Source organism: Paenibacillus sp. FSL E2-0190 (genome assembly GCF_037992965.1).
Taxonomy (GTDB): Bacteria; Bacillota; Bacilli; order Paenibacillales; family Paenibacillaceae; genus Paenibacillus_AQ; species Paenibacillus_AQ odorifer.
Genome location: NZ_CP150306.1, coordinates 4,405,147 through 4,429,167, shown reverse-complemented (window position 1 = coordinate 4,429,167; position 24,021 = coordinate 4,405,147). Strand labels below are relative to the sequence as shown.

Annotated in this window: 19 protein-coding genes and 1 pseudogene; 16 read left to right on the top strand and 4 right to left on the bottom strand. The window is 40.4% G+C overall.

Annotated elements, in window-relative coordinates:
- Positions 1 to 104: 104 nt before the first annotated feature.
- From NST25_RS19530 to NST25_RS19520, 3 genes are all read left to right on the top strand, one after another.
- Entirely contained in the window at positions 105 to 1,373 is a 1,269-nt protein-coding gene (locus tag NST25_RS19530; RefSeq protein WP_076307680.1) for a hypothetical protein, read from the top strand.
- Between the two features lie 343 nt (positions 1,374 to 1,716).
- Positions 1,717 to 2,268: a polysaccharide deacetylase gene (locus NST25_RS19525; RefSeq protein ID WP_076183172.1), complete on the top strand. Its 552-nt coding sequence runs from the start codon at positions 1,717 to 1,719 to the stop codon at positions 2,266 to 2,268.
- Positions 2,269 to 2,346: 78 nt separating this feature from the next.
- Positions 2,347 to 2,997, top strand: coding sequence for a polysaccharide deacetylase family protein (locus tag NST25_RS19520; RefSeq protein ID WP_175618995.1), 651 nt, complete (start codon positions 2,347 to 2,349; stop codon positions 2,995 to 2,997).
- A gap of 20 nt (positions 2,998 to 3,017) precedes the next feature.
- Here the strand turns inward: NST25_RS19520 and NST25_RS19515 are convergent, their stop codons facing one another.
- Positions 3,018 to 3,857 carry an AraC family transcriptional regulator gene (locus NST25_RS19515; RefSeq protein WP_076217885.1) on the bottom strand — a complete coding sequence of 280 codons (840 nt, stop codon included), beginning with the start codon at positions 3,855 to 3,857 and terminating at the stop codon, positions 3,018 to 3,020.
- Positions 3,858 to 4,092: 235 nt separating this feature from the next.
- Between NST25_RS19515 and NST25_RS19510 the strand changes: the two genes are divergently transcribed.
- The 4 genes from NST25_RS19510 to NST25_RS19495 all read left to right on the top strand — a co-directional run bounded on the left by NST25_RS19510 (position 4,093) and on the right by NST25_RS19495 (position 10,385).
- The gene (locus tag NST25_RS19510; protein WP_248548588.1) at positions 4,093 to 5,001 is read left to right on the top strand and encodes a chitosanase; all 909 of its coding nucleotides are present in this window, start codon (positions 4,093 to 4,095) and stop codon (positions 4,999 to 5,001) included.
- 88 nt (positions 5,002 to 5,089) lie between these two features.
- Entirely contained in the window at positions 5,090 to 7,678 is a 2,589-nt protein-coding gene (locus NST25_RS19505) for a metallophosphoesterase (RefSeq protein WP_339187619.1), read from the top strand.
- Between the two features lie 528 nt (positions 7,679 to 8,206).
- Positions 8,207 to 8,581 carry a hypothetical protein gene (locus NST25_RS19500; RefSeq protein ID WP_076182861.1) on the top strand — a complete coding sequence of 125 codons (375 nt, stop codon included), beginning with the start codon at positions 8,207 to 8,209 and terminating at the stop codon, positions 8,579 to 8,581.
- A 172-nt stretch (positions 8,582 to 8,753) separates the two neighbouring features.
- Positions 8,754 to 10,385 (top strand): alkaline phosphatase, encoded by a 1,632-nt coding sequence (locus NST25_RS19495; protein ID WP_076307683.1) that lies wholly within the window; start codon positions 8,754 to 8,756, stop codon positions 10,383 to 10,385.
- 131 nt (positions 10,386 to 10,516) lie between these two features.
- On the opposite strand, the gene NST25_RS19490 is transcribed toward NST25_RS19495, so the two are convergent.
- On the bottom strand, positions 10,517 to 11,563 hold the full coding sequence (locus NST25_RS19490; protein WP_076182853.1) for a DUF418 domain-containing protein: 1,047 nt from the start codon (positions 11,561 to 11,563) through the stop codon (positions 10,517 to 10,519).
- A 184-nt stretch (positions 11,564 to 11,747) separates the two neighbouring features.
- Here NST25_RS19490 and NST25_RS19485 point away from each other — a divergent pair, with 184 nt between their 5' ends.
- The 4 genes from NST25_RS19485 to NST25_RS19470 all read left to right on the top strand — a co-directional run bounded on the left by NST25_RS19485 (position 11,748) and on the right by NST25_RS19470 (position 16,082).
- The gene (locus NST25_RS19485) at positions 11,748 to 12,896 is read left to right on the top strand and encodes a VanZ family protein (protein WP_076307684.1); all 1,149 of its coding nucleotides are present in this window, start codon (positions 11,748 to 11,750) and stop codon (positions 12,894 to 12,896) included.
- Between the two features lie 153 nt (positions 12,897 to 13,049).
- The gene (locus NST25_RS19480) at positions 13,050 to 13,817 is read left to right on the top strand and encodes an ABC transporter ATP-binding protein (protein WP_076307685.1); all 768 of its coding nucleotides are present in this window, start codon (positions 13,050 to 13,052) and stop codon (positions 13,815 to 13,817) included.
- Complete coding sequence (locus NST25_RS19475; protein ID WP_076307686.1) at positions 13,804 to 15,723, top strand: ABC transporter permease; 1,920 nt, start codon at positions 13,804 to 13,806, stop codon at positions 15,721 to 15,723. The genes NST25_RS19480 and NST25_RS19475 overlap by 14 nt, the downstream gene beginning before the upstream one ends.
- A 5-nt stretch (positions 15,724 to 15,728) precedes the next feature.
- Positions 15,729 to 16,082, top strand: a complete 354-nt coding sequence (locus tag NST25_RS19470) for a YxeA family protein (protein WP_036688737.1) — start codon at positions 15,729 to 15,731, stop codon at positions 16,080 to 16,082.
- 82 nt (positions 16,083 to 16,164) lie between these two features.
- Here the strand turns inward: NST25_RS19470 and NST25_RS19465 are convergent, their stop codons facing one another.
- Positions 16,165 to 17,559 carry a HAMP domain-containing sensor histidine kinase gene (locus NST25_RS19465; protein WP_076307687.1) on the bottom strand — a complete coding sequence of 465 codons (1,395 nt, stop codon included), beginning with the start codon at positions 17,557 to 17,559 and terminating at the stop codon, positions 16,165 to 16,167.
- Positions 17,560 to 17,565: 6 nt separating this feature from the next.
- On the bottom strand, positions 17,566 to 18,267 hold the full coding sequence (locus NST25_RS19460) for a response regulator transcription factor (RefSeq protein WP_076127196.1): 702 nt from the start codon (positions 18,265 to 18,267) through the stop codon (positions 17,566 to 17,568).
- A gap of 313 nt (positions 18,268 to 18,580) precedes the next feature.
- On the opposite strand from NST25_RS19460, the pseudogene NST25_RS19455 reads away from it, so the two are divergent.
- From NST25_RS19455 to NST25_RS19435, 5 genes and pseudogenes are all read left to right on the top strand, one after another.
- Positions 18,581 to 18,825, top strand: a pseudogene (locus NST25_RS19455) (hypothetical protein); the annotation flags it as partial.
- A 327-nt stretch (positions 18,826 to 19,152) separates the two neighbouring features.
- Positions 19,153 to 20,016 carry a MurR/RpiR family transcriptional regulator gene (locus NST25_RS19450; RefSeq protein WP_042129113.1) on the top strand — a complete coding sequence of 288 codons (864 nt, stop codon included), beginning with the start codon at positions 19,153 to 19,155 and terminating at the stop codon, positions 20,014 to 20,016.
- 574 nt (positions 20,017 to 20,590) lie between these two features.
- Positions 20,591 to 21,496: an N-acetylmuramic acid 6-phosphate etherase gene (gene murQ / locus NST25_RS19445; RefSeq protein ID WP_076217895.1), complete on the top strand. Its 906-nt coding sequence runs from the start codon at positions 20,591 to 20,593 to the stop codon at positions 21,494 to 21,496.
- Between the two features lie 57 nt (positions 21,497 to 21,553).
- Positions 21,554 to 23,008 (top strand): extracellular solute-binding protein, encoded by a 1,455-nt coding sequence (locus NST25_RS19440; protein ID WP_076190768.1) that lies wholly within the window; start codon positions 21,554 to 21,556, stop codon positions 23,006 to 23,008.
- 104 nt (positions 23,009 to 23,112) lie between these two features.
- Positions 23,113 to 24,015, top strand: a complete 903-nt coding sequence (locus NST25_RS19435) for a sugar ABC transporter permease (RefSeq protein ID WP_060622964.1) — start codon at positions 23,113 to 23,115, stop codon at positions 24,013 to 24,015.
- Positions 24,016 to 24,021 lie beyond the last annotated feature (6 nt).

Below are 24,021 nucleotides of genomic sequence, written 5' to 3'. Positions count from 1 at the left end.
TTACATAAGATCGTAGAATATGTAGGAGATATGATTCGCTGCGCTTCATAATCATTGCTAAGTAATGATATGATATAGGTATCAATTTTGTGGGGTGCACTGATATGGATTTCCGAATCAAAGAACTAGTTAATGCTACACAGCAAACCTATGGACTGGACAACTACTATTTACATACAAATGAAATTTATCGTGAAGTTACGATGCTGGGAGAAACCGACTATTTGCTTAGTATGGAATGGTTTCCTTCTCACATTAAGGAATGGAAGGAAGATTATAATCCGGAAGGAACTGCAGTCATTACGCTTGACTTGCTATCCAATAACTATAAAAGTGTTATTTTTGTTGGAGGGAAATCTTATGCAAATCGAACACCGTTCCAAAACATTGAATTAAACGGCGTTATTCAGTGGATGGAAGCTGAAGTAGGGCTTGAATATGGTAAACAATTCTACCTATTGAAGGAAGAAAGAGGAGAATATTATTTTGCCGAATGTATAGACGGTATACCTATCTCTCCCGGCGGGCGAATGGAGTTACGCTTCGATGGGGAAGGTAGGATTATTTTTTATAGTGTCTATGGCCAGTTTCCTTCCAGCTCCCTTGTGCAAAAAGAGGATTATTCTCTCACGCTTCAAGCGGTAGAGCTACTGGCTAAAAACCAACTACAGCTTATAGAATATCCAGTGTACGAGATGAAGCATCTCCTGCCGATCTATGGGATAGAAGAAATCTACATTACAAATGATGGAACAACCACAATTCCATTTGAGATGATATCAGGAACGAGAGCACGACTGAGTATTGATCAAGTAATGCAGTGGGAGCAAGCGGACACGAAACAGTTCGCAAGGACGGAGATCCGTCTGCAAGAAGTGGTTACAATCGAACAGGCAATAGCACGTGAGCCGCATCCAGATTCATTTTCAATCACAGACATAGAACAAGCCCAATGTATAACCGCAGTCGAAATTGGTTTAAGCCAGCTCTATCCGGAAGAATCCGGACAATGGATATTGAAGACTTTACATCGGGAAAGAGGACATATTCAAGCGACATTGAGGAAGAATGTGTCAAGTAATCGTATGTTTCAGCGTAAGCTCCTTCTGTTCATCGATACGAACAATTATAAGGTTATAAATTATATGGATAACAAGCTAATGCTCGATACATTTGATGAATTCAAGAGTGAAGGGAAAATTGCTGTGAGCCATGACGAAGCTTATGATAAGCTCAAGGGATGGTTCGAATTAACACCCGTATATGTGTATGATCCTGGGCAGAAGAGGTATGTGCTGTGCGGAAAGCTGGATTGTGATTATGCCGTGAAGGCCACCAGCGGAGATGTGGTAGAGTTGGGTAGTTTGGAATGATAGTGAAACCAGATTGATTTAGTCAAAAAGATAACATCCGAAACTCATGTCCAAGAGACATGGGTTTTTCTTTATGTAGTTGGATTTTCTTGCAGAAGTTGTCTAATTTAAGACCTACTAAATTTTGTCCTTTTTTTAGGTCAGAAAGTTTTTTTAACTAGATGCCAAAAATTTAGATTTACACGCAGAGAAATTCCGGTGAATAGCGTCAAATAGAAGTAGACGTTAGGAAAAAAGAAAGTTTCGTTAGGTACAATGGATGAAATGAGAGACAATAACCGGTTTAAGGATGGTGAAAAAGTTGGGTTTCAAAATACGTAAAAACACGGTGCAGTCCGTCTGGATGATGTGGGAAAAAACTTTTGCGTTGCTTTCACATTTTCGCGGATCACATAAGTCACGCTTTGGTATATGTACCGTGATGCTAAAAAAGCACCGGGGACAGCCTATTGTATGCCAAGACGCCACGGTCATCAATCAGGGAGAGTGGGTGGGAGAACTCCACCTCGACAATGAAAGAATCCTGAAGTTGATCCGGTCCGAAGGATCGGATCGTGCCGCACTGCAAACGGCTCGCATGCTGCGCAAATCAATGCAGCAAATCAATGAAGCGTTCGAATCGCAGTCGGAGTTCAGGCAGGTCAAGGCTTTATTGGGGATTACACTGCTCCATCGGGGATTAACGCACGGTCTTGGTTTTGAACAACAAAATATAAAGTCCGGCGTTTTCGAACGCATCACCACCATCTATCTTCGATTGCTGCTGTCTGCCATGCATCCTGAAGGGAGACAAAGAATCAATCGGCGAACAGAGCAACTGGTCCCGATGTTACTGATCCATTCACGCGCCTCACTGAAAAATCGATTTTCACCCGGACAGAACTACTCTGGATAGGTCTTATGCTTGTTATAAGGAGGTGTAATCATACTTACATATCTGATAGGAGGAATACTATGTGCCGCTACTCTTTACATGTTTATTCCAAGTTTGATTACGCGAGTGAGCGGCTTTGGTGTTTTTCGCAAAGGAACGGTAGAAAAACAGGTGGCATTCACTTTTGATGATGGGCCACATCCGAAATATACGCCGGAATTGCTGGATTTATTGAAGTTACATCAAGTGAAGGCTACTTTTTTCGTGCTTGGATCGCGAGCGGAGCAGTATCCAGATCTGATCAGAAGGATGGATCGGGAAGGCCATCAGATTGGCATCCATAATTACTGCCATACCTCTAATTGGCTGATGCTGCCCAGTACAATTAGGCGAGAACATCTGGAACGCTCCGCTGATATTATAGAGTCTATTGTCGGAATCAGACCCAATCATTACCGTCCACCCTGGGGATTAATCAATCTATTTGATTTCTTTCGGCACAAGCAGTATCGAATTGTTCTATGGTCGCTGAAGGCGAGTGACTGGAACATCCGGGCCTGTCAAACCCGGATGCAGGCCATTTTATTAGGTGGAATCACCGATGGCTCCGTTGTTTTACTTCACGACAGCGGAGAGACTGCGGGCGCGGACCGGCATGCTCCTTATTTTATGCTGCAAGCTTTAGAAGAAGTGCTAAACCAACTACAGGCAAGAAACTTGCAATTTGTTAGGCTTGATGAAATGTCTTGACGTATTCCAGTGATTTGTTATTAAGACTTAAATTGTTTGCGGAAGCAGAGCGGCGAGATGCCCATTATTAATTTGAAGGTTCGTCCAAAGTGGGAGGTGTTATCGAACCCAACCATTCCCGCAATTTCAGTAACATTAAAAGAAGAGCCAACCAGCAAATCACGCGCTTTTTTAATGCGGATGTTATTGATATATTCAATGAAGCTGAACCCGGTGGATTCTTTAAAAGTGCGGCAAAGGTAGGAAGAGCTTATGTCGAATTGCCGTGAAATCTCACAGAGCTTGAGCGGTTCCATATAATGTTGATTTACATAATTAACGATGTCCAGGACTTTCTTATGTGTACGATTGGATTCTACAAATGAAGCTACGCGGCTGTCAAATAGTTTACGATTAAGATAGAGGAGCAGCTCCACCAATAATATTTGTTGGTACTGTTCATATCCGCGGGCTTGCTTCTTCCCCTCCTGGATCATTTTCTGAAAAAGCTGTTCGATGAAATATTGATCCATCCCGGTCATCTTCAAAGCACGGTAATCACTTTTGAACAATTCGAGCAGTTCCTCACATTGACTGCCGGTGCAGAAATGCTGCAGGAATTCTTTTTTAAACAGGAGTGTAACCCGTTCATACATATTGCAGCCGGAATTGACCAGTTTGTGCATTTCGTGAATATCCATAAATAGTAGTGTTCCGCCCGCAACCTGGTAAGTTCTGTCCCCTATAAAATAATAAAAATCCCCGGATATTAAATACAGAATCTCATATGCATCATGATAGTGTCTTGAAGGCATGCTGGTGTATACCTGTTTCTTGCGGCTGATGTCAAAAAGAGTAGACTCATAAAATACTGGTTTCATTCAGCACCTCCTAAGAGGATTGTAGACTTAATCTATGGTTTGTAGCAACATATGTATAAAAATTAATATTTACAAGAAAATACGTGCTGTTTGGACAAAGTTTTTGAGATAAGCTTAAATTGAATTACCAAGTGTTGGAAAAAGGAGGGCTGTCATGCTCAGATAGGTTAGGGATAAGGTTCACTGCCACTAAAAGTTAAAGCGCTTAAACTATTCAATTAAAGGAGAGATTGCGGTGCTAAATTCAACGAAGAGTAAGGTTTCCAAGAAGATGAAATTTTCATTGATGATTCTGCTCAGTTTTTCAATGATTTTTTCTTATGGCTGTCTGTCCAAAACATCTCAACAGAAAAGTTATGCGGCAGGGAACCCTGATTCTAATTTCTCACCGGCAACACTTCAATTCTTGCGTGACAACACAGGTCTGGATGGTGAGCAGTGGAACAATATTATGATGCTTGTCAACAAACCGGAGCAGGACGATCTGAACTGGATCAATTTTTACGGATATTGTGAAGATATTGATGATGACCGCGGGTATACGATTGGAATATTCGGTGCGACTACAGGCGGCTCAAATGATACCGGTCCCGACGGTCCGGATCTGTTCAAGGCATATGACGCTGCCAAAGGCGCGAGTAATCCTTCGGTTAAAGGCGCATTGGCCCGGATCGGTGTTAAGGGTTCGATGAAAGGGAAGATCCTCGAAATCAATGAAAGCGAAGAGAGCTTTTGTAGAAAAATCGGCAATTTGCAAAATGATCCCGAGTGGAGAGAGGCTATGTGGAAAACGTTCTACAATATCTATATTAAATACAGTGTGGAGCAGGCCCGCAAACGCGGCTTTAACTCGGCATTAACTATTGGTTCCTTCGTGGATGCAGCGCTGAACCATGGAGCTACCGGCGGCTCCGAGACCCTTCAAGGGCTTTTGGGTAAATCCGGAAGCAGCACGGATGAGAAGACTTTTATGACCAAATTTTATAAAGAACGGACCAAGATTGTGGATACTAATGAGTACAACTCTCCGCCTAACGGCAAGAACCGTGTGAAGCAGTGGAGCAATTTGCTGAACATGGGAGAGACAGACCTGAAGGGTGCAGATTCAGCAATCCTTCAAGTCACCGACTGGGAACTCCAATAACAGGAAGGTAAGGGTAGCAGAACCGCCGTTCTTCTCGGAGACGGCGGTTCGATGATAAGTGAGATTAAGGAAGAGGGAGATGGGCTGAATGGATAACAACCAATCTTATCTCAAAAATAGATTTTACAAGGTAATCAGTCTAATGGTTATAGGTTTGCTGCTTGCCATGGAGTTGACTGGTTTTGTCTCAGCAGGGAGGGAAGAAATTGAGGAAGACCTTGTAAATGAAGCAACTGCAGTTCAGGAAACGATTGCCCAGTGGATTTTTAAAGACAAAGGCGAAAACGGTGTATTTCCGGCTACCGGCGGGGTATATCAGACGTCTTCATCCATTCGTGATGTAGGAACTAATACGGATGCGTACACCTATGAGTCAAGTGAGAACAGCGTACGCAACCAGGGCTGGCATGAAGGAACGGGCCTAAAATACTGGCTTGCCACGCTTTCTACCCAAGGCTTCGAAGGGATCTTCCTCTCTTCACAGCAAACCTCTTCAAGTACAGGACCTAGGGATTTCAAGGTGCAATACAGTAAAGATCAACAGGAATGGATAGATGTTACGGGCGGCAACCTTGTTCTAGCCCAGAACAATTTTAATTGTTCCAATAATTCCTGCAAATTAACTAACCTCGCTTTGCCTGCCGGAACAAACAATCAAGATGTACTCTATATCCGCTGGGTGGTAAACTCTGCGAAAAGCGTAAGCGGGGGAACGGTGTCCAGCTCAGGCTCAAGCAGAATCAAAGATGTGATAATTAAAGGAACACGCAGCAGCGGCGAACCTGGGGACACTCCCACACTTGAGGTAAGCAAAACTCCCGCTTCAGGGGCTGCAGATGTTCCCCTTAACGCAGAGATCACCGTGAAGTTTAACAAAGCCATCAGTCTCGACAGTAGTTATCAAGTTGTAATCACAGAAAACAATCTTCCTCTTACCAACATTTCTGCTTCACTCCTCGGTCAAGACACAGTCAAAGTCAGCCACCCTAATTTCACTGCCGGCAAAACTTACAACGTGACCGTCCCTAAAGAGCTTGTTAAGGGGACTACGGATGGCCGTACACCTGAGAACGATATTACCTGGAGCTTTAAGACGAAGTCTCCGGATACCGGCATCAAAACTCCAACGCTGCTGAACATGACTTTTAATGGAGACCCGAAGACAAGTATTGCCTTTGACTGGTATACAGCTGAAACCGTCAGAGGTACAGTAGTGCAAGTAGTGGAGGCCGCCAATGTGGGAGGAAGCGAGTTCCCGGAACAACTGGCAGCTTCTTATGAGGGCAGCGCAACAGTTATTGAAACCTTAATGACATCAGGAGACAGAAGCTCCAAAAAGTATAAAAAGTTCGCCAGCCACAAGGTTATTGCAAGCGGTCTTAAGCCTGGAACTAAGTATATCTACCGGGCCGGTAACGGTGATGCGGACGGCTGGAGCGAGGCGGGTTCTTTTACCACGGACAAGGCGGATAATCAGGATTTCCATTTCCTCTATGTAACCGACACCCAAGGCTCAAGTAAATCGAATTTCGATCTGTGGCAGGATACTTTTAAGAAAGCTATTGAGAAAACGGTAGATCCCAAGTTTGTTCTTCTTACAGGGGATCTAACGGATGACGGTGATCTGGAGCAGCTGTGGCAGTGGTTCTTAGGTGTGCCGAAAAAAGAATTTGCCAATGTGCCATTTGCACCGATTATCGGCAACCATGAGATAGAGGATTATCCGAATAACAACTTCTATAACCATTTTAATCTTCCAAAAGATGTCGGGACGGGCGCTCATGACGGGTCGGTATATGCTTTCGAATACGGCGATGCCCTGTTTATGCAGATCAATTCCCAGTACGAAGGGGAGGTCAAGCCGTATAAAGCGGATATTCAGTTCACGAAGCAATTGGAATGGATGCGGAATCAAGTGGCAAAGACCGACAAGAAGTGGAAATTCGTCTCGATGCATAAGGGAGCGTATTCTTCAGGGGATAATGCTTCAGCAGAAAGCGACCGGGTAGAATTTTACCGGAAATATCTAATTCCTGTATTTGATGAGCTGGGTGTGGATATGGTGTTTGAGGGACATGACCATATGTATATGAGGTCTTTTCAAATGCTGAACAACGTTCCGATTAAGAATGTTATTACCGATGAGCAAGGAAATGTGCTGAATCCCAAAGGGACCGTGTATCTGATGGGCAACTCGGCCGCTTCGAAATTTTATGCCATTAATCCAGATGCAGACACTTTTTTTGCAGCAAAAAACGACCAGCCCAATAAGAAAATGTTCGTGGATGTTTCCATTACAAGCGACGTGCTGAAATTCACATCCTACACAGCTGTTAAAGATAAACCTCTTGCCGTCTATGATGCTTACAGTATTAAACGGACTGACGTCAAACCCGGCATTGTAGAAAATCCAAGTGCAGTAAGACAGTCAGGGAACCGTGCAGTTCTTTCGTGGAAAGCGCCAGCAAATAGCTCTGAGCCTGTGCGAGGTTACCGGATTTACGAGAATAATGATAAAGTCAGCACAAATTGGAGCGTGTATGTGCCGACGGTAAGCGGTCAGACGAGTTACAGTTATACATTAAACGGCATAGATTCTGCTAAAGCCTACAATTTCGTGATTAAAGCAGTGGGGACAAGAAATAACTCGCTTCCAGCAGAGGCAGGAATGCAATGAATGGATAGAGGAGGCGTTGACGGAGCTTAGGCATCCGTTAACGTCTTTTTTCATAGTTGTTGAAGCTGTCCATTCCTCCTAGGGTAACTCCTCCAAAAGATAGCTTCACTTTTTACCAGATCATGAGCAGAATCGGCAAGAGGGTTTGGGGTGGGTCCTACGAAACCTAGAATTGGGATGATAAATTTAAGTGCCATCCATACATAGACACCAGGTAAGCCGTGAATCAAAAATACGCAGATCCATGACAGTAAAGCTGTAGCCAACATTGTACTACCTAAATACCCGAATGTTTGAGTTATTTTTTTCATATTCGCTCCTAACGTATAAGAAAGCGTCTAATAGGTAGATGAATATAACTGGAAAATCACTTCGGCTGCTAACATATCCGAGGCTCGACTCGGTGATTTAGATAATACCACCGTAGGGAAATCTGAAAAACAATCATTTGTGCAACTGTATTTGTCTTGTACCGTTCTTTGAAGTTAGTAATAGACTATATCAATCTCAGAGAAGGAGTTGATTTAGTTGGCTAACAGTGATATACGTCTTACTCTTTGGTCGGGTACTAATTTTACCAATCGCCGGATTCGATTCAGACGTGGGGGAGTTGCGGTTCGTGATCTTGGAGCGTTTCGGTTTAACAACGTTCTCTCGAGTTTCCGTCTCAGAAATGTTGTGCAGAGCTCTCAAGTAACGCTTGTACTATTTTCGCGAATTAACTTTCAGGGATCGTTCCGTGTATTCCGTGGCAGCCAAAACGTAGCGAACTTGAATAATTTTAACTTTAACAATGTCACATCTTCGTTGATATTGGTAGGCCGTATCCTTACAAGCTCCGAAATTTCCCAAATTCAAAGCACGGGTAGAGCGCCTCGAGATGTCCTCGTAATAAGACAATAATAATGCAAAGGGTGCCCCTAGGGCGCCCCTTTTTTACAAATATCAGTAGCACAGGTCAAGACAAAATATGCATAGAATTTAATATAAAATAAGAGAATAGGTGCTGCTCCCGCAAACAATCCTCCTTTAAACTAGTAACGTACTTAACAAAATCTGCTAGAGGAGGATTCAAATGCGCAAAAAGGTTACCGGGAGAATTTGCAGTACAGTTATGGTTTGCAGTCTGCTTGCAGCAGGCAACGGAACATCCTACGCCAATAACTCTGATGCTCCTACCAACAAATCGGTCAAAAACGTAATCCTGTTTATTACGGATGGGATGAGCTTATCCGATGTGAACTTGGCCAGATGGTATCAGGGAGGTCAGGCGCTTGCGATGGATAAGTATTTCAGCGGGCTGGTGAGAACCTATTCTACGGATTCACTGACCACAGATTCCGCTGCCGGAGCTACGGCTTATGCCACAGGCCATAAGGTTAAGAGTGAGACGGTATCCATACTTCCAGACCGAATAACGATGCCTTTCGTAAGCGCAGTTAAACCAGAGGACATGAACAAACCTCTGCCTACCCTTATGGATGCAGCGAGAATGGCAGGGAAAAGTACAGGAACGGTATTCACTTGTGAATTAACGGATGCGACACCGGCTACATTTTTAAGTCATGCATACACGCGTGACAATGCGCAGTCTATTGCAGAACAGATGGTCTATAGTGGTGTAGATGTTCTACTTGGGGGCGGTTCCGGGTATTTGGTACCCGGCAAAGAAGACATTAACCGCAAGGACGGAGAAGATTTAACCAAAATCCTGAAATCAAATGGGTATGAATACGTAACGGATAAAGCAGGTTTAATGAATTCTAAAACGAATAAAATCTGGGGACTATTCAACCCCGAAGCACTGGATGCTGATTTTGACCTGAACCCGCAAAAGCAACCGAGCCTTGCCGAAATGACCAATGTAGCGATAGAGAAGTTGTCACAGAACGAGAATGGTTTTATTCTGATGGTCGAAGCAAGCCAGATTGACTGGTATGGTCATGATAACGATCCAGTGGGGATTATGAGTGAGACCTTAGCGTTTGATAAAGCCTTCAAAGCCGCTGTTGATTTTGCAGAAAAGGACGGGAATACAGCAGTCTTATCGGTTTCGGATCATGCTACCGGCGGGCTCAATATGACGAACTATGATTCTACCAAAGATCTAATCTCCGTGCTGAAGAAAGCGAAGCACACCAGTTATTACATTGAAGGCAGTATTAATGAGAGCAATTTCAAAAAGGTCCTTGCGGATAATTATGGACTTAGTGATCTAACCAAAGAAGAAGCGGATCAAGTCAGATTGGGAATGCAGGATAACCTTTCGCCAGTCATCGGTAAAATTTTGGGGGATAAAATAGGTGTAACCTTCTCTACGGATGATCACACATCGGAAGAAGTTGGATTGTTCGCCTACCATCCGGCTAATTTTAAACCGACCGATTTCATGAACAGCGGTGTAATCCAGAATACGGATGTGAATAAGTATATTCAAGAAGTGACCGGACTCAATCTGGCGCAGCTTCAGGATACACTGTACGTATCCAGTGATAAATTCAAGGCCAAAGGAGCTACGATTACCCTAGATAAGACCGATAAGACTAATCCGGTGGTTGTAGTGAAAAAAGCAGGCCAAGTTCTCAAGCTGCCTATAGATAAAAATATCGCCATTCAGGATGGCAAAACAACGAAACTAAATGTGCTGACAGTAATGATTAAAGATAAAGTGTGGATTTCGCAGGATGCTTTGGACTTAATTCTCTAATTCTTAAAGTTCATGTTGTGATCTGTCGCCTAAAAGTTAAAGCGCTTAAACTTGAGAACCCCTTTTTAAAAGGGGTTTTTGGGTTTAGATAAGAAATTTCGACTTGAATTGAGGCGAGGAAAGCGAAGCTTTTATCGTTTTATTGCAGGCTTTGTTCCATAGGTCATCAAGCGCCAAACCTTTTCTAAAGGGCCCATGGAAAAAAACTTGAACCAAATGGTGCTAAAAATGATTTGAATCATATAAATCAGAACTGCGATGTAGAGAATATCTTTTGGTGAAACGACTTCGAGACCTATCATTGAAATGATTGCCGTCCCTATAATGCTTTGTGCTACATAATTTGTAAACGCCATTTGACCCACCCGTGATATGGGTTTCAGGAATTTCACCATTTGTTTATTTTCTAATAGTAGAAATAATGTTGTTAAGTAGAACAAAGTGGTTGGGAGAGATCCTAAGCCCGTAACTGAATCTACATTGCTGTTCCCATTTTGAGAAGCGTTCCAAATCCATAGTGAAAAACCAATGAACAACAGAAATGATACCATTTGAATCCATCTAATGGGTCTTGTTAATTCTTGTATGTGTGTCAGCCAACCTGACTTTGCGGTTAAAAAACCAGCTAAAAACATAATAAAGATTTGTATAGCGTCATTAGAAAAAATATCAAGAATAGATGAGATTGCCCCTTGAGAAGGCAGGAATATTTTTACCACTAAGGAAATGATGTAAATGGATGTCATACCCATAAGCCACTTTTTAAGTGTAGAAACCGTTGTGTGATAAAAAGGGATCAGAAACAATCCGATAATGGCATATGCGGGCAGAATGGTTCCCCAAAAGATAAATACATGAATGATTCCCAGCAGCAAAAGGATTAGTAAACGTCTAGCCATACGCCATCTGGGTTTATCTCCCCGGCTTTCGGCTCTTGAGGCGAAAATGTATAGACCTACACCAAATAGGAATGAAAAAATAGAAAAGAACTTTTTTTGTACGAAGATGATTATCAAGCTATGGATGATTCCATTAATGCCACTATAGTCTGGTAAGGGATCTCCTTCCATAATAACTTTAAAGGCTCCAACATTTATAAGCAGAATGCCAAAAAGAGCAAGTCCGCGAATGATGTCGAGTGAAATGATTCTTTCTTTTTGCGAGATGGAGGGATTCATTAATAGTGCTCCTTTGAAAATATTTTTATTTGCCTAGGAGTCAGTATAAGTTGCGAACCTTACATTAAATTGATGCCAACATTACAGGATCCTTAAATTTGATAAAATGTTCCAACTCCAGTTGAATTAGAATCAGTTTTATGGTTAATATGAATACTAAATCATTTTGGGGTGTGAACTAGAAATGTCAGCATATACTCAACCGATCTTTGTGGCAGCGATCTTTTTTGTGGTTTTAGCATTTGCCTTTTTTATCCCATGGCTCATTTATACCTATAGAAAATATAATTACCTTCCCTTTTCTACCACGTTAATTTCGTTTTCGTTTATCTTTTACTTTCTAGCAGCGTTATTTTTAGTATTGTTGCCGTTGCCGGAAATACGTAACACTTGTTCGCTACAAAAACCGGACACACAACATTATTCACTTATGCCATTTCAATTTATAGTGGGCACCTTTGGGAATAGTGGCATCGTGTTATCACAGCCTGCAACTTATAGGCTATTATTTAGCCAACCCTCATTCTATCAAGCGTTTTTTAATTTCTTGCTATTATTACCTTTTGGTGTTTATCTGCGATACTTTTTTCAAGATAAGAAATATTGGAAGAAAGCTCTAGGCTTCACGTTCTTATTAACTTTATTTTATGAGATAACACAGGTAACCGGCATTTACGGGATTTATAATTGCCCTTATCGTATTTTTGATGTGGATGATTTATTGTTAAATACTACTGGCGGTGTACTGGGGTTCTTTATTGCTCCAGCTGTGTTGGCGTTATTCCCGTCAAAAAAGAAAATTAAGGAGAAAGCGGAAAGATTATTAGCGCTTGATGAAGTAAGAGGGATGTCTGTGTTACTGGCTGTTATCATTGATCTATTTATCAGCAACCTAGTAGTTAAAGTTGTGTTGAGTATGACCAACGTTAATATCGTTAGTGAATTTATTGCGAGCACCATTACACTTTCTGTAACCTTTTTTATTATTCCGATGATTTGGAATGGATCGACAATCGGTACGAAAATAATGCGTTATCGCTATGACAGTAAAATAAGTCGAGTGGAAACTAACAAGCGATTATTTAAACGCTTTGGTGCCCTTTACGCGATGTACTTCATAACAGTCATTGCGAAAACGTTGAATAATGTGGAAATATCAATGGATTCTCCATTTTATAAGGCATCTATATTCTTAACCCTAGGTGCTGGATTGACCTCTCTCATTTTAACGATCGTATTGTTCGTTCATGTTATATTAGTCGTGTTTGGCAAACAAAAACGCCGCTTTTACTTTGATGAAGCTTCTGATTTATATACAACCAGAAAAAAATGAATGCTATTCAATAGCAAAGGGATACTCCGTAGTCTTAAATGGCTACAGGGTATCTTTTTTTTGTAGATTTAAGCTTGTTGTAAGGTTGGCATGAATTTGCTGTAAGGTTCGGTGCCTATAGTATAAGTATCAGCAAATTATGAGGTGAAATGAATGGAACCATTATTAAAAGTAGAAAACGTAAAAAAAGTGTACGGGAAGTTAAGTGCTGCTTACACAGCGTTGGAAAACGTGTCTTTTGACATTCATGAAGGTGAGTTTGTAGGGATTATGGGACCTTCCGGAGCGGGAAAATCAACCTTGCTAAATTTGTTAGCAACCATAGATTCTCCAACAGAAGGAAAGATATATATGAAGAACAAGAGTATTCATGATCTGAAGGAAGCAGCTTTGTCAGACTTCCGGCGTGAACATCTCGGGTTCATCTTTCAAGATTACAATTTACTCGATTCCTTGACGGTAAAGGAGAACATATTGCTTCCCCTGGCGATTGCTAAAATTCCAGCGAAGAAAATTAATCACCTTGTGACTCAGATCTCTAAAGTATTTGGGATTGAAGATTTACTGGGGAAATATCCTTACCAAATCTCTGGGGGTCAAAAGCAAAGAACCGCTGCGGCTAGAGCGCTCGTGACAGAGCCAGCACTGATTTTGGCTGATGAACCAACAGGTGCACTTGACTCTAAATCAGCAACAGATTTATTGGAAAGCTTAAGTACTTTAAATGAAAATAACAATTCGACCATTATGATGGTGACCCATGATGCCTTTGCCGCAAGCTTCTGCCGCCGGATCATTTTCATCAAGGATGGTTCATTTTCAACAGAAATCTATCGTCGTGATCAGACATGCAAAGCCTTCTTCCAAGAGATCTTAGATGTTCATGCGGCCATTGGGGGTGAGGTAGATGACGTTATTTAGTCTAGCAAGAAAAAATATAGCCAGAAACTTCTCGCAATATTTTTTATACATCGCATCGATGGTGTTTAGTATCATCATTTACTTTACATTTGTGACCTTAAAATATAGTGATACGATAGCAGAACAGACGGCTTCATCCCAAAAACTGGGTTCCCTAATGAGTGGAGCGGCAGTCATTCTTATCTTTTTCGTGTTCATATTTATAGCTTATTCCAATTCATTTTTTATGAAAAGACGTAAAAAAGAAGTCGCACTGTATGCGTTGCTGGGGGTACGTAATCGTCAAATCGGTTTTATGCTCTTTTTTGAAAATTTATTATTAGGATTATTCTCTTTAATAGTAGGGATTGTATTTGGCTTCCTTTGTTCAAAAGGATTTATGACGATTTTGATTCATTTAATGGGTTATGACGTTGTAGCACCCTTTACTTTTTCAATGGCGGCAGCGATGAACACGGCTATCGTATTTCTGGTTATTTTCTTAGTGACATCGTTTCAAGGCTATCGCTTGATCTATCAATTTAAGCTGATTGATTTATTTCATGCTTCCAAAAAGGGAGAAGTGGCGCCTAAACCATCTATGATAGTAGCTGTTCTTGGAGTGTTACTTATTGTCTTGGGCTATTGGCTTGCAATGCAGGACCTTTTCACTTCTAAGGTATGGGCAAAAATCGGATTTCTCATGACCGTATTAATTATTTTAACAACGGTAATTGTGGGTACATTTTTATTGTTCCACAGTGTGACTGGCTTTCTGTTAGCAATGATTAAGAAAAATGAAAAGTGGCTGTGGAAGGGCCTTCATGTAATAACCATTTCGCAGCTGCTCTATCGTATCCGTGGGAATGCACGTACATTAACTGTGATTGCTGTGTTGAGTGCTACAACAGTAACTGCCGGTGGAGCGGTCTATAGCCTGTATTACAATACGAACGACTCGGCAAAAACGATTAATCCGAATACCTTTATGTATCAATTAACAGATGCAGAAATGGATAAACAAGTAAGTGCTGTACTGCCAGCTACAAAATACGATGAAAATATCGAAGCGCTATCCATTACATTTCATACGAAAGAATTAAACTCGCGATCCTCGTTCGATAGCTCTGATAAAAGAGGGTATACAGTTATCGATGAAATAACATACAACAACTTAGCAAATGTACAGCATAAAGAAAAATTAAATGTAAAGGATGGCTACGCGGTTATTTTAGATATCGGATATAACAAAAGGTTCTCACCTATGTATACAGGAAAAACTATAACAACAGGCAACGGCCATCCACTCACATTCCAAAGCTTTAAAACACAAACCGTATTAAATGCAGGTACAGCAGGTATAACAGTTGTAGTCTCGGATGAACAGTATAAAGTATTACGGAATGATGGAGAAGTGCTACGCTATCGTGTTCTTGGGGTAGAGGACGCCTCTGTGGATTTATCTGCAAAAATTGCAAACCAATTACCTGAAGAAGCGCTATTTTCAAGCAGGCCTCAAGATTACCAAACAAGCTTGGAAAGTGTGGGTTCTCTACTTTTTATAGGAAGTTTCCTTGGACTCGTATTTCTGGCTGCAACAGGCAGTATCATTTACTTTAAAGTTTTAACTGAGGCAGAAGAAGATAAAGCACAGTACAATATGCTGCATAAAATGGGTGTCAGTGCAAAAGAAATGCGGAAATCCATTGCGTCACAGGTATTCGTTATCTTTGTTGTACCGCTTATAGTAGGGTTATTGCATAGTGTAGTGGCTTTAAAAGCATTCTCTAGTCTACTGATGATAGATTTAGCAAAGCCAGTGTTGCTCTGGATGATTGCTTATACCATAATTTATGGGTTGTATTATTTCTTAACCGTAGCTTCATACAATCGTATTATCACACTAAATAATAGAACAGAAGGATGATTGAGATGAAAAAATTTCTAATTACTATGGGTATTTTGTTTGTTATTGGGGTTGTAGGTGTCTTTGCTCTAGCAAAGATTGATTTCAATCGCATGAATGCCGAAAATTATTATTTACAAATTACAGAGGATGGGGAACCCCATGAATATAAACTGAGTGATGGTACAGTGATGACTTCCTATTCCTATACACTAGAAGCTACAAATGCCAAAGGGAATACAATTCCACTGGAATTTAATGCACAAAAAAATCTTCGTAAAGGCGCCTACTTAAAAATGTATGTAAAAAAAGGTGATCAAGTCTCCTCATATGATGAAGTGAAGGTAGAGGATATTCCGCTAAAAGCAATAAAAAACTAATAAATTGAAGAAGGGCTGTCTCCAATAAAGGTAATGGAGCACAGCCCTTTTCTCTGCCTAATGAGTAAGTAAGGCATTTGTATTATAAAAGTATAGTAATGGTGGTTCCGGTATTCTCAATGCTCGTCATATCGAGTTTCCCCTCATGAGCCCAAATAATGTCTCTTGCGATGGCCATTCCTAAACCAGTACCATGCTTACTCGTTGTGTTTGTACCCCGATAGTAACGTTCGAAAATCTGTTCCAGATCTTTAGCTGGAATTCCATGACCATTATCAGAAATCGAAATTCGGGTATGAGATTCTGGACCTGTATCCACTCGAATCTTCACCACGACATTTTCATCGTTATGCACCAGCGCGTTGTAGATCAAGTTAAGGATCGCTCGTTTTAGTAACTTCTTATCTACTTTATGCATTGCTTTAGCCACATTCGCCTCAAACTCTATCTGCCGTTCACCAAAGGTCGGGTCATTTAAAAGTTCAATCGTCATTTCTCGTAGAAACTGAACGAGATTCACCTCTTCAAATTGCAGGGATAGCTGGTGATTACGCAAACGTGTCGTTAAATTGAGGTCATCTAACAGATCTTTCATATACATCGATTTACTCTTGATAATTGATGTGTATTCCTGTAATTCTTGGGCTGTTAGATCTGTGGCACTGTCGTTAATAAATTCTGCATAACCTTGAATAGAAGCAAGTGGTGTCTTCATGTCATGTGAAACATTGCTAATCCATTCCTCACGCATTTGATCGAGACGTTTACGTTCCTCTTCATGTCGATCGAGCTTTTCAGATAGTTCATTCATATTACGAAAAACATCTTCATAAACACCTTTGGGAGTAGGCATTTTCTTAAAACGTCGTTCCCTGAGCTGTTGAATACCCTCTATTAATGTATGAAGGGGTGCAGTTAACTTTTTCCCAAATAGAAATCCAATGAGGATTACAATAAGCACATCAACGATTAAAAAAATGAAAAGAAAAACATTAACATCTTTGAAAATTTTAGCGTAGTCATAGGTCATTACGTAGCGGCCTATTTTAGGATTATTAATCCCTAAAAAGTAACTGAAATGTTGGGCTTCGCTGACAAAAACCGTCGTGCGTGCATCTAATTCTTTATATTTATACATTTGTACAATTTCAATAGGAGAATACTCTGTTTTCAATTCTTCAGGGGTATAAAATGCTGCTGCTTGCTCCCCTTGGTCATTCAAGAATTGTACCCAGGCGCTCATTTCTTGTAGTTTTTTGAGACCTTCTTCATTCACAACAGGTTTGCCAGCCTGTAATTCTACGTATTGTGAAAAGGTTCGGCTAAAGGTTTCTGCAGATGCTTCTTCAGTGCCAAAGTTATTATTATTTACCTTTATAACGAATAAGGAAAGGAACAAAATCGCGTTTACAATACCAACGATCACAACAATAGTCATAACCGATCTTAAAAAGCGGAGTGTCAATTTCCATTTCAACTAGTCTCACTCCTTGGTATTTAATTTATAACCTAACCCTTTAACCGTCAAAATAAAGGAAGGATTTGAAGGGTCTGCCTCAATTTTTTCGCGTAAGCGCCGAATATGTACCATCACTGTATTATCGGAACCAAAAAAGTCCTCACCCCACGCCTGTCCAAACAAGGTTTCTTTGCTTAGAATCTGATTGGGATGATGCATAAAACAGCTCATTAAACCGACTTCTTTGGCGGTTAGCACGAGGACCTCGCCATTCTTTTTTAATTCTGTCTCATTGGCACTAAGCTCAAAGGGGCCAGCTTGTAAGCTTTTCGGAGCTTTTTTTTCTTCTGTAAAGCCAGCTCTTCTCAGTTGTGCCTTTACCCGATAAGCGACTTCTTTCGGACTGAATGGTTTAGTAATATAATCATCGCCACCTATCGCCAGTCCTAACAGCTTATTAATTTCCTCGTCTTTTGCAGACATAAATAAGATGGGTGCATTTGATGTTTCCCGAATTTTTCTGCATAAGTCATATCCTTCTCCATCTGGGAGCATAATATCTAGCAATATAAGCTCAGGATTATACTCCTGGAACTTGTCCCAACCCTCTGCAACGGTCCCGGCAGTTACAACGTCTGGAACACCTTCTTTATGTAAAACAGCCTTCATCAGACGCGCTAAATCATCTTCATCGTCTATGATTAATACCCATTTACGACTTGCCATTTATTTCCCTCCAAATCCGTCTTTATGTACATTATTACATTATAAAGAACTCTTTATTTCTTGCGCAAAAAAATCGCAAAAGAAAGGCTTGCATGAAGATGGATATTACTTAGACGAACATAGCAAAGCAATATTCGGTCATTTATTAAAATTCATTCTAGATATAGTCAAATCAGGTAAGGAGGAGAAATTGTCTGCACTGTATATGGCCCTTTGAAGAAGTTCGCTAAAATGATGGAAGAAGGTGAGTTACTGTATTCGCTTGAGCTCGAAGAAGAACTTGCAGACAGCTTTTGGAATGCCATTAGATGGCTTGATTGCAGCCCTGGGCGTTGATTACTTCCTGATGATGCGGTATAACGAGCTTGAAGGGGATGTTGGATCACCTGCGCCGCGTTGATTCCTTCGGGCGTAACGACACTTATACAGGTAGCATTCGTATTAATCATTGCACTATTATTACTAAGTGTAGCGGCCATGCCGGTGTTCTTGACTACATTAAAGCAGCTTGCTAGCAAATTAAATGGTTCAAGTACGGTGCTACATCACAGGATGTAGTTGACAAATTGAGTCATATTTAGACGGCAGTGAAATTTAAAAATACATGCGTATTACGTATGCTGAGAACAATAGAAAGAATCTTCGGGGACCTTTGTGGTCCCTTGTTTCACCATATCAGAAAGTATATAATTATCGACTATACCTTACAACTTTATTACGCTATAATCAACGTAAAGTCACCAGATGACCTAAGAGTAGGATGATTTTAATAGATTAATTAATATTAGCTTTGATATGCCGAAACGTATTTTGTTATTGAAATTGGTTGTTTATATTGTTTATGATATTAATAAAGGTGTTAATTAAATCTAGAGTAGGTAGATTATGAGTCTAAATGACAACGTATTAATTAAAATTCGTGATATGCGAGAGAGTTTTACACCAGTTGAACGATTGGTCGGAGATTACATTTTAGAAAATACGGAAGAGATCCCTCATTTGTCGATTAAGGAATTGGCTCAATCGAGTAAGACAAGCGATGCATCTGTCCTTCGTTTCTGTAAGACGATGGGTTACAGCGGATACCGCAATTTTATTGTGAGTATATCGGCATCTTTGGGTTCTCGTGATGAGGATTCAAAGGCTCAATATACAGATATTCAGCCAGGTGATGATCTCTCGACAATTATATCAAATATTTCATTGAATAATTGCAAGTCCATTGAGGATACGCTTAGTGTTATTGATCGAAAAGAAATTACAAGAGCTGTAGAATTACTATGTCATAGTAAGCGAATTGTTTTCTTTGGAATAGGTGCTTCGGGACTCGTTTGTATGGACGGGGAACAGAAGTTCTCGCGAATTAATAAGATGTGTCACGCCTATACAGATGGTCATAGTCAGCTCACGGCAGCAACTTTACTTGAGAAAGATGATGTTGCCATTTTCATTTCTAACTCTGGAGCAACTAGTGATATTATTGATGCACTGGAAATTGCCCAAAAGAATAGAGCGAAATGTATTGCGATTACGAAGTACAATAAAAGTGAGCTTGCGGAGCGGGCGGATATTGTACTGAGCATATCCACACCTGAAATAACAATCCGCAGTGGGGCTATGGGCTCACGTATTGCGATGCTTACGATCATCGACATATTATTTGCTGGTGTCGCAAGTGCAGAATATGAAGAAGTAAAAACCTACTTAACAAAAACGCATAATATATTAAAGAAAAAACTTAGAAATTAGGTTCTGATAGAATGAATGTGAAGGAAAGCATTGATCATGGATCAATGCTTTCCTTTTTTTTGTATTTCATTCGCTTATTCGTGTACTAAAATGTACTACTTATCAATCTATGTCAGATTATCTACATGATGAATACGTTGATCTAATGAATATAATAAGTAGTTTAATTCAATAATTAATAGCTTGGCACACAATAATGAGGAAGAAAATGAATGGAATCGAAGACGAAACATCATCCGGTTGAACGCGGATGATGTAACTTTATGTTTCGTTTGGAGCGATAATCAGCAAATAATGCATTTTTTAAAATCGCTTTAACCTTAGAGCCATAGCGATCAAAGCAATTGGTAAAAATTTAAATTGTATCTTGTAAGCGCTTTATAAATGTGGTATAACATAGTATGTAAGAAATGAAATAAAACATCAGAATTTAATTTCTTTATGAAATTATATTTCAAAATCTATTGACGAAGCGATGGTGTTGTATTAGTATAAGAGCATAATAATTGTAAGTTAATATAACACGTTTTGTTAACTAGGTGACAGATTGAGACTGGGAAGAAGGAGGATGGCTATGAATGACTACCTTGCGGGATTGACAACAGAGGCTGTGAATCCAGACACATTAATGATTGATGAATGTACTACGGAAGAAATGATCCAGTTAATGAATCAACAAGATGCACTGGTCCCCAGAGCTATAACTGAGGAGATTCCGCAGATTGCAAAGGCGGTAGATATTCTACATCATAGGTTGTCTAATGGTGGAAGAATGTTTTACATAGGAGCTGGCTCATCAGGAAGATTAGGTGTTCTGGATGCTTCCGAATGTCCTCCTACCTTTGGTACAGATCCTTCCTTGGTGCAGGGCTATATCGCTGGTGGTGATATTGCTTTGCGTACTGCGGTTGAAGGCTGTGAAGACGATATGGATGAAGGGATCGCATTAATCGAAAGCATTGGTGTAACAAACAAAGATGTACTAATTGGGATTTCGGCAAGCGGTAGTGCAAACTACGTTATTGCAGCTTTAGCGAAAGCAAAGGAACTTGGAGCAGCCACTATCGGTGTTTGTAACAACAGAGGCTCAAAGTTCGAACCCATTGTAGATGTTTGTATAACACCTGTTGTAGGACCTGAGGTCATTAGCGGTTCGACTCGATTAAAGGCAGGAACTGCTCAGAAGTTGGTGCTTAATATGCTGACAACATGCACAATGGTCAAGTTAGGAAAAACGTACAACAACTTGATGGTTGATCTGAAGGCTAGTAATTTTAAGCTCGTAGATCGCTCGATTCGTATCATCATGAACACGACTGGTGTAGATACATCAACCGCCGCAGAAACACTTGATAAAGCATCTATGAACTGTAAGCTGGCAATTATGATGATTAAATCGGGGTTAGATGCAAAAGAAGCAGAACAAGTACTTAACGCAAACGGAGGACGCTTGAAACAGGCAATCGCATCATTGGTTTAGGTGTGAAAAGTGGAATAACAGGATGGATGCTATTAATAATTGAGGGGGCTGTTTTCGATGAAAAAAAGATCACGTGGATTAACTCTGTTTTTGTCAGGAATCATGATGGTATCACTCTTATCGGCTTGCGGAGGAAACGGAAATAACGCTACAACTTCTACAGATTCCGGTAATACAGGAACTAGTAACGGTGGTTCTGAGCCTAAAAAGGATACGATTACAGCACTTTTACCTCCGATATCAGCGAACTATCAAACACGTTTTGCTGATATGGAAAAAGAATTTAATACACTACATCCTAACTTGACTTTGAAAATCGAACCAGCGAGCTGGGAAGATATGACGCAAAAACTTGATACTCAAGTAAATGCAGGTTCTCCTCCAGATATTGCTTTTATCGGTGCTTCAGGAATTTCGAAATATGCAGCACTTAATGTACTAATCGACCTTAACGGTGCCCTTTCTGATGAAGCCAAGGCCGATTATGACGAAGTTCCATTGAAATATTTCCAACTAGGTGACGCTCAATACGGCCTACCAGCATATATGGAAATCCACACTATCGGTGGTAACAAACAATTCCTTGAAGAAGCCGGAATTGATTGGAAAAGCATTCAACAAAACGGTTGGACTTATGAAGAGTTCCGTAATGCAATTTCTAAAGGCGTAGTGAAAAATGATAAAGGTGAAACTACTCGTTATGGTTTCGTGTTCGCAACATCTGGTGTAGCATCTAAAGACTATCTAGCTATTCTTGCTAAAACTGCAGGCTTACCAGATTACTTCGATAAAGATCTTAAATATACGTATACAAGCAAAAACTTCTTGGGGCTACTTACATCTATTCGCGAAATGATCAACGATGGTTCTATGCCTAAAGAGCTAAGCTCTATCGATGCTGGCAAACGGTGGAACATGTTCCTAACGGGCCAAACGATGATCACAGGTAAAGGTTTATCTGCATTTGAAAACTCTGCTCGTCTAAACAATGAGAAGATTAAAGCGAACGATGGTTCAGCTGTTGCAGATTCTATTGAAGTTGATTATATTTCACTTCCAGTCCCAACATTCAACGGTGCCGATTATGTCCCTACTTCAATCGTTGATGGTTATATCGCACTTCGTGGTAAAAAAGCTCCATCTGAAGAGCACATCAAAAATATTGCCCTAGCAACGAATTTCTTGTCTTCTGGTTCAATTGCTGCTAACTACAGTAATGAGCTGTTCTTATCACCAATTACTGAATCTGCACGTAATGCAGAAGTACTTGAAAAATTCCCTCGTAACGAAGATAACGTTGCTGCAGGTAAAGCTATGATGGCAAAAGCGCTTCCGGCTCGTACAGATATTCCTACTGATCTGGCTGCTGAAGCATTAAAAATTGAAACAGAAGTTATTATTCCTAAACTACAAGCCTTACTTGCAAATGAGATTGCTCCACAAGAAATGTATGATGCAGTTAAAGCAGCTGCAATTAAATCTTTCGGTAAAGATGGTATTGTAGTTGACTAGTCTGTCGTAGGCTGACATGTGAAAGCTGTGCGTAGCTAGAACGTACAGCTTTCCTTCTAAATTAGCTAGAGCTTGTACTGTTTTTAGAAGAGAGGTGCGACCCAATGAATCAAACGTTGACTAAAAGAAAAAAATTGAAGCTCGAAAGTGACTCAGGTTGGGGATACGCGTTTATCGCAGTAGCACTTATTGCGTTTTCTTTATTTACCGCATATCCAGTCATCAATGCTTTTATTATCAGCTTACAAAAATATGGTCCATTAGGATCCACTTTTGTCGGCATGGATAACTTCGTTAACTCGTTTTCAGATGAACTTTTCTGGAAAGCGCTGAAAAACACGTTAGTATATACGCTATTAACTGTTCCGTTTAATATTCTTCTGTCATTTTTAATTTCAATTTTGATTATTCCTTTCAAGAAAAAAACACAAACGATCTTTAAAGCACTATATTACTTGCCAGCCGTAGCATCTGGTGTAGCGCTTTCTGTTGTGTGGCTGTGGATCTTCGATCCTTTAAAATCAGGTATTGCCAATAAGCTCGTGAGTTTTTTAGGTATTGAAAATCAAAACTGGCTTGGTTCCAGTGCAACTGCAATGTTCTCACTTGTGTTAATGTCATGGTTATCAAGTCATGGTACAGCAATTATTATTTATATAGCCGCATTACTCGCTATTGATAACAGCTATTATGAAGCAGCTGAAATTGATGGCGCGTCTTTCCTGCAAAAGCTTTGGTTTATCGTTGTCCCTTTCCTTAAGCCAACAACGCTATTCCTACTTGTTACGGGTGTTATCGGTTCCTTCCAAGTATTCCAAAACGCTTATCTTATGACAGGCGGTGGACCAGACCATGCAACAACAATGGTAGGTTTGTTAATCTTTAACAATGCGTTCACATATTTTGAGTTTGGTGAGGCAGCGGCACAATCATTAGTTCTAGCAGCGATTATCGGATTTATCTCATTCCTTCAATTCAAGTTTATAGGTAAAGATGTAGAATACTAGGAAAAG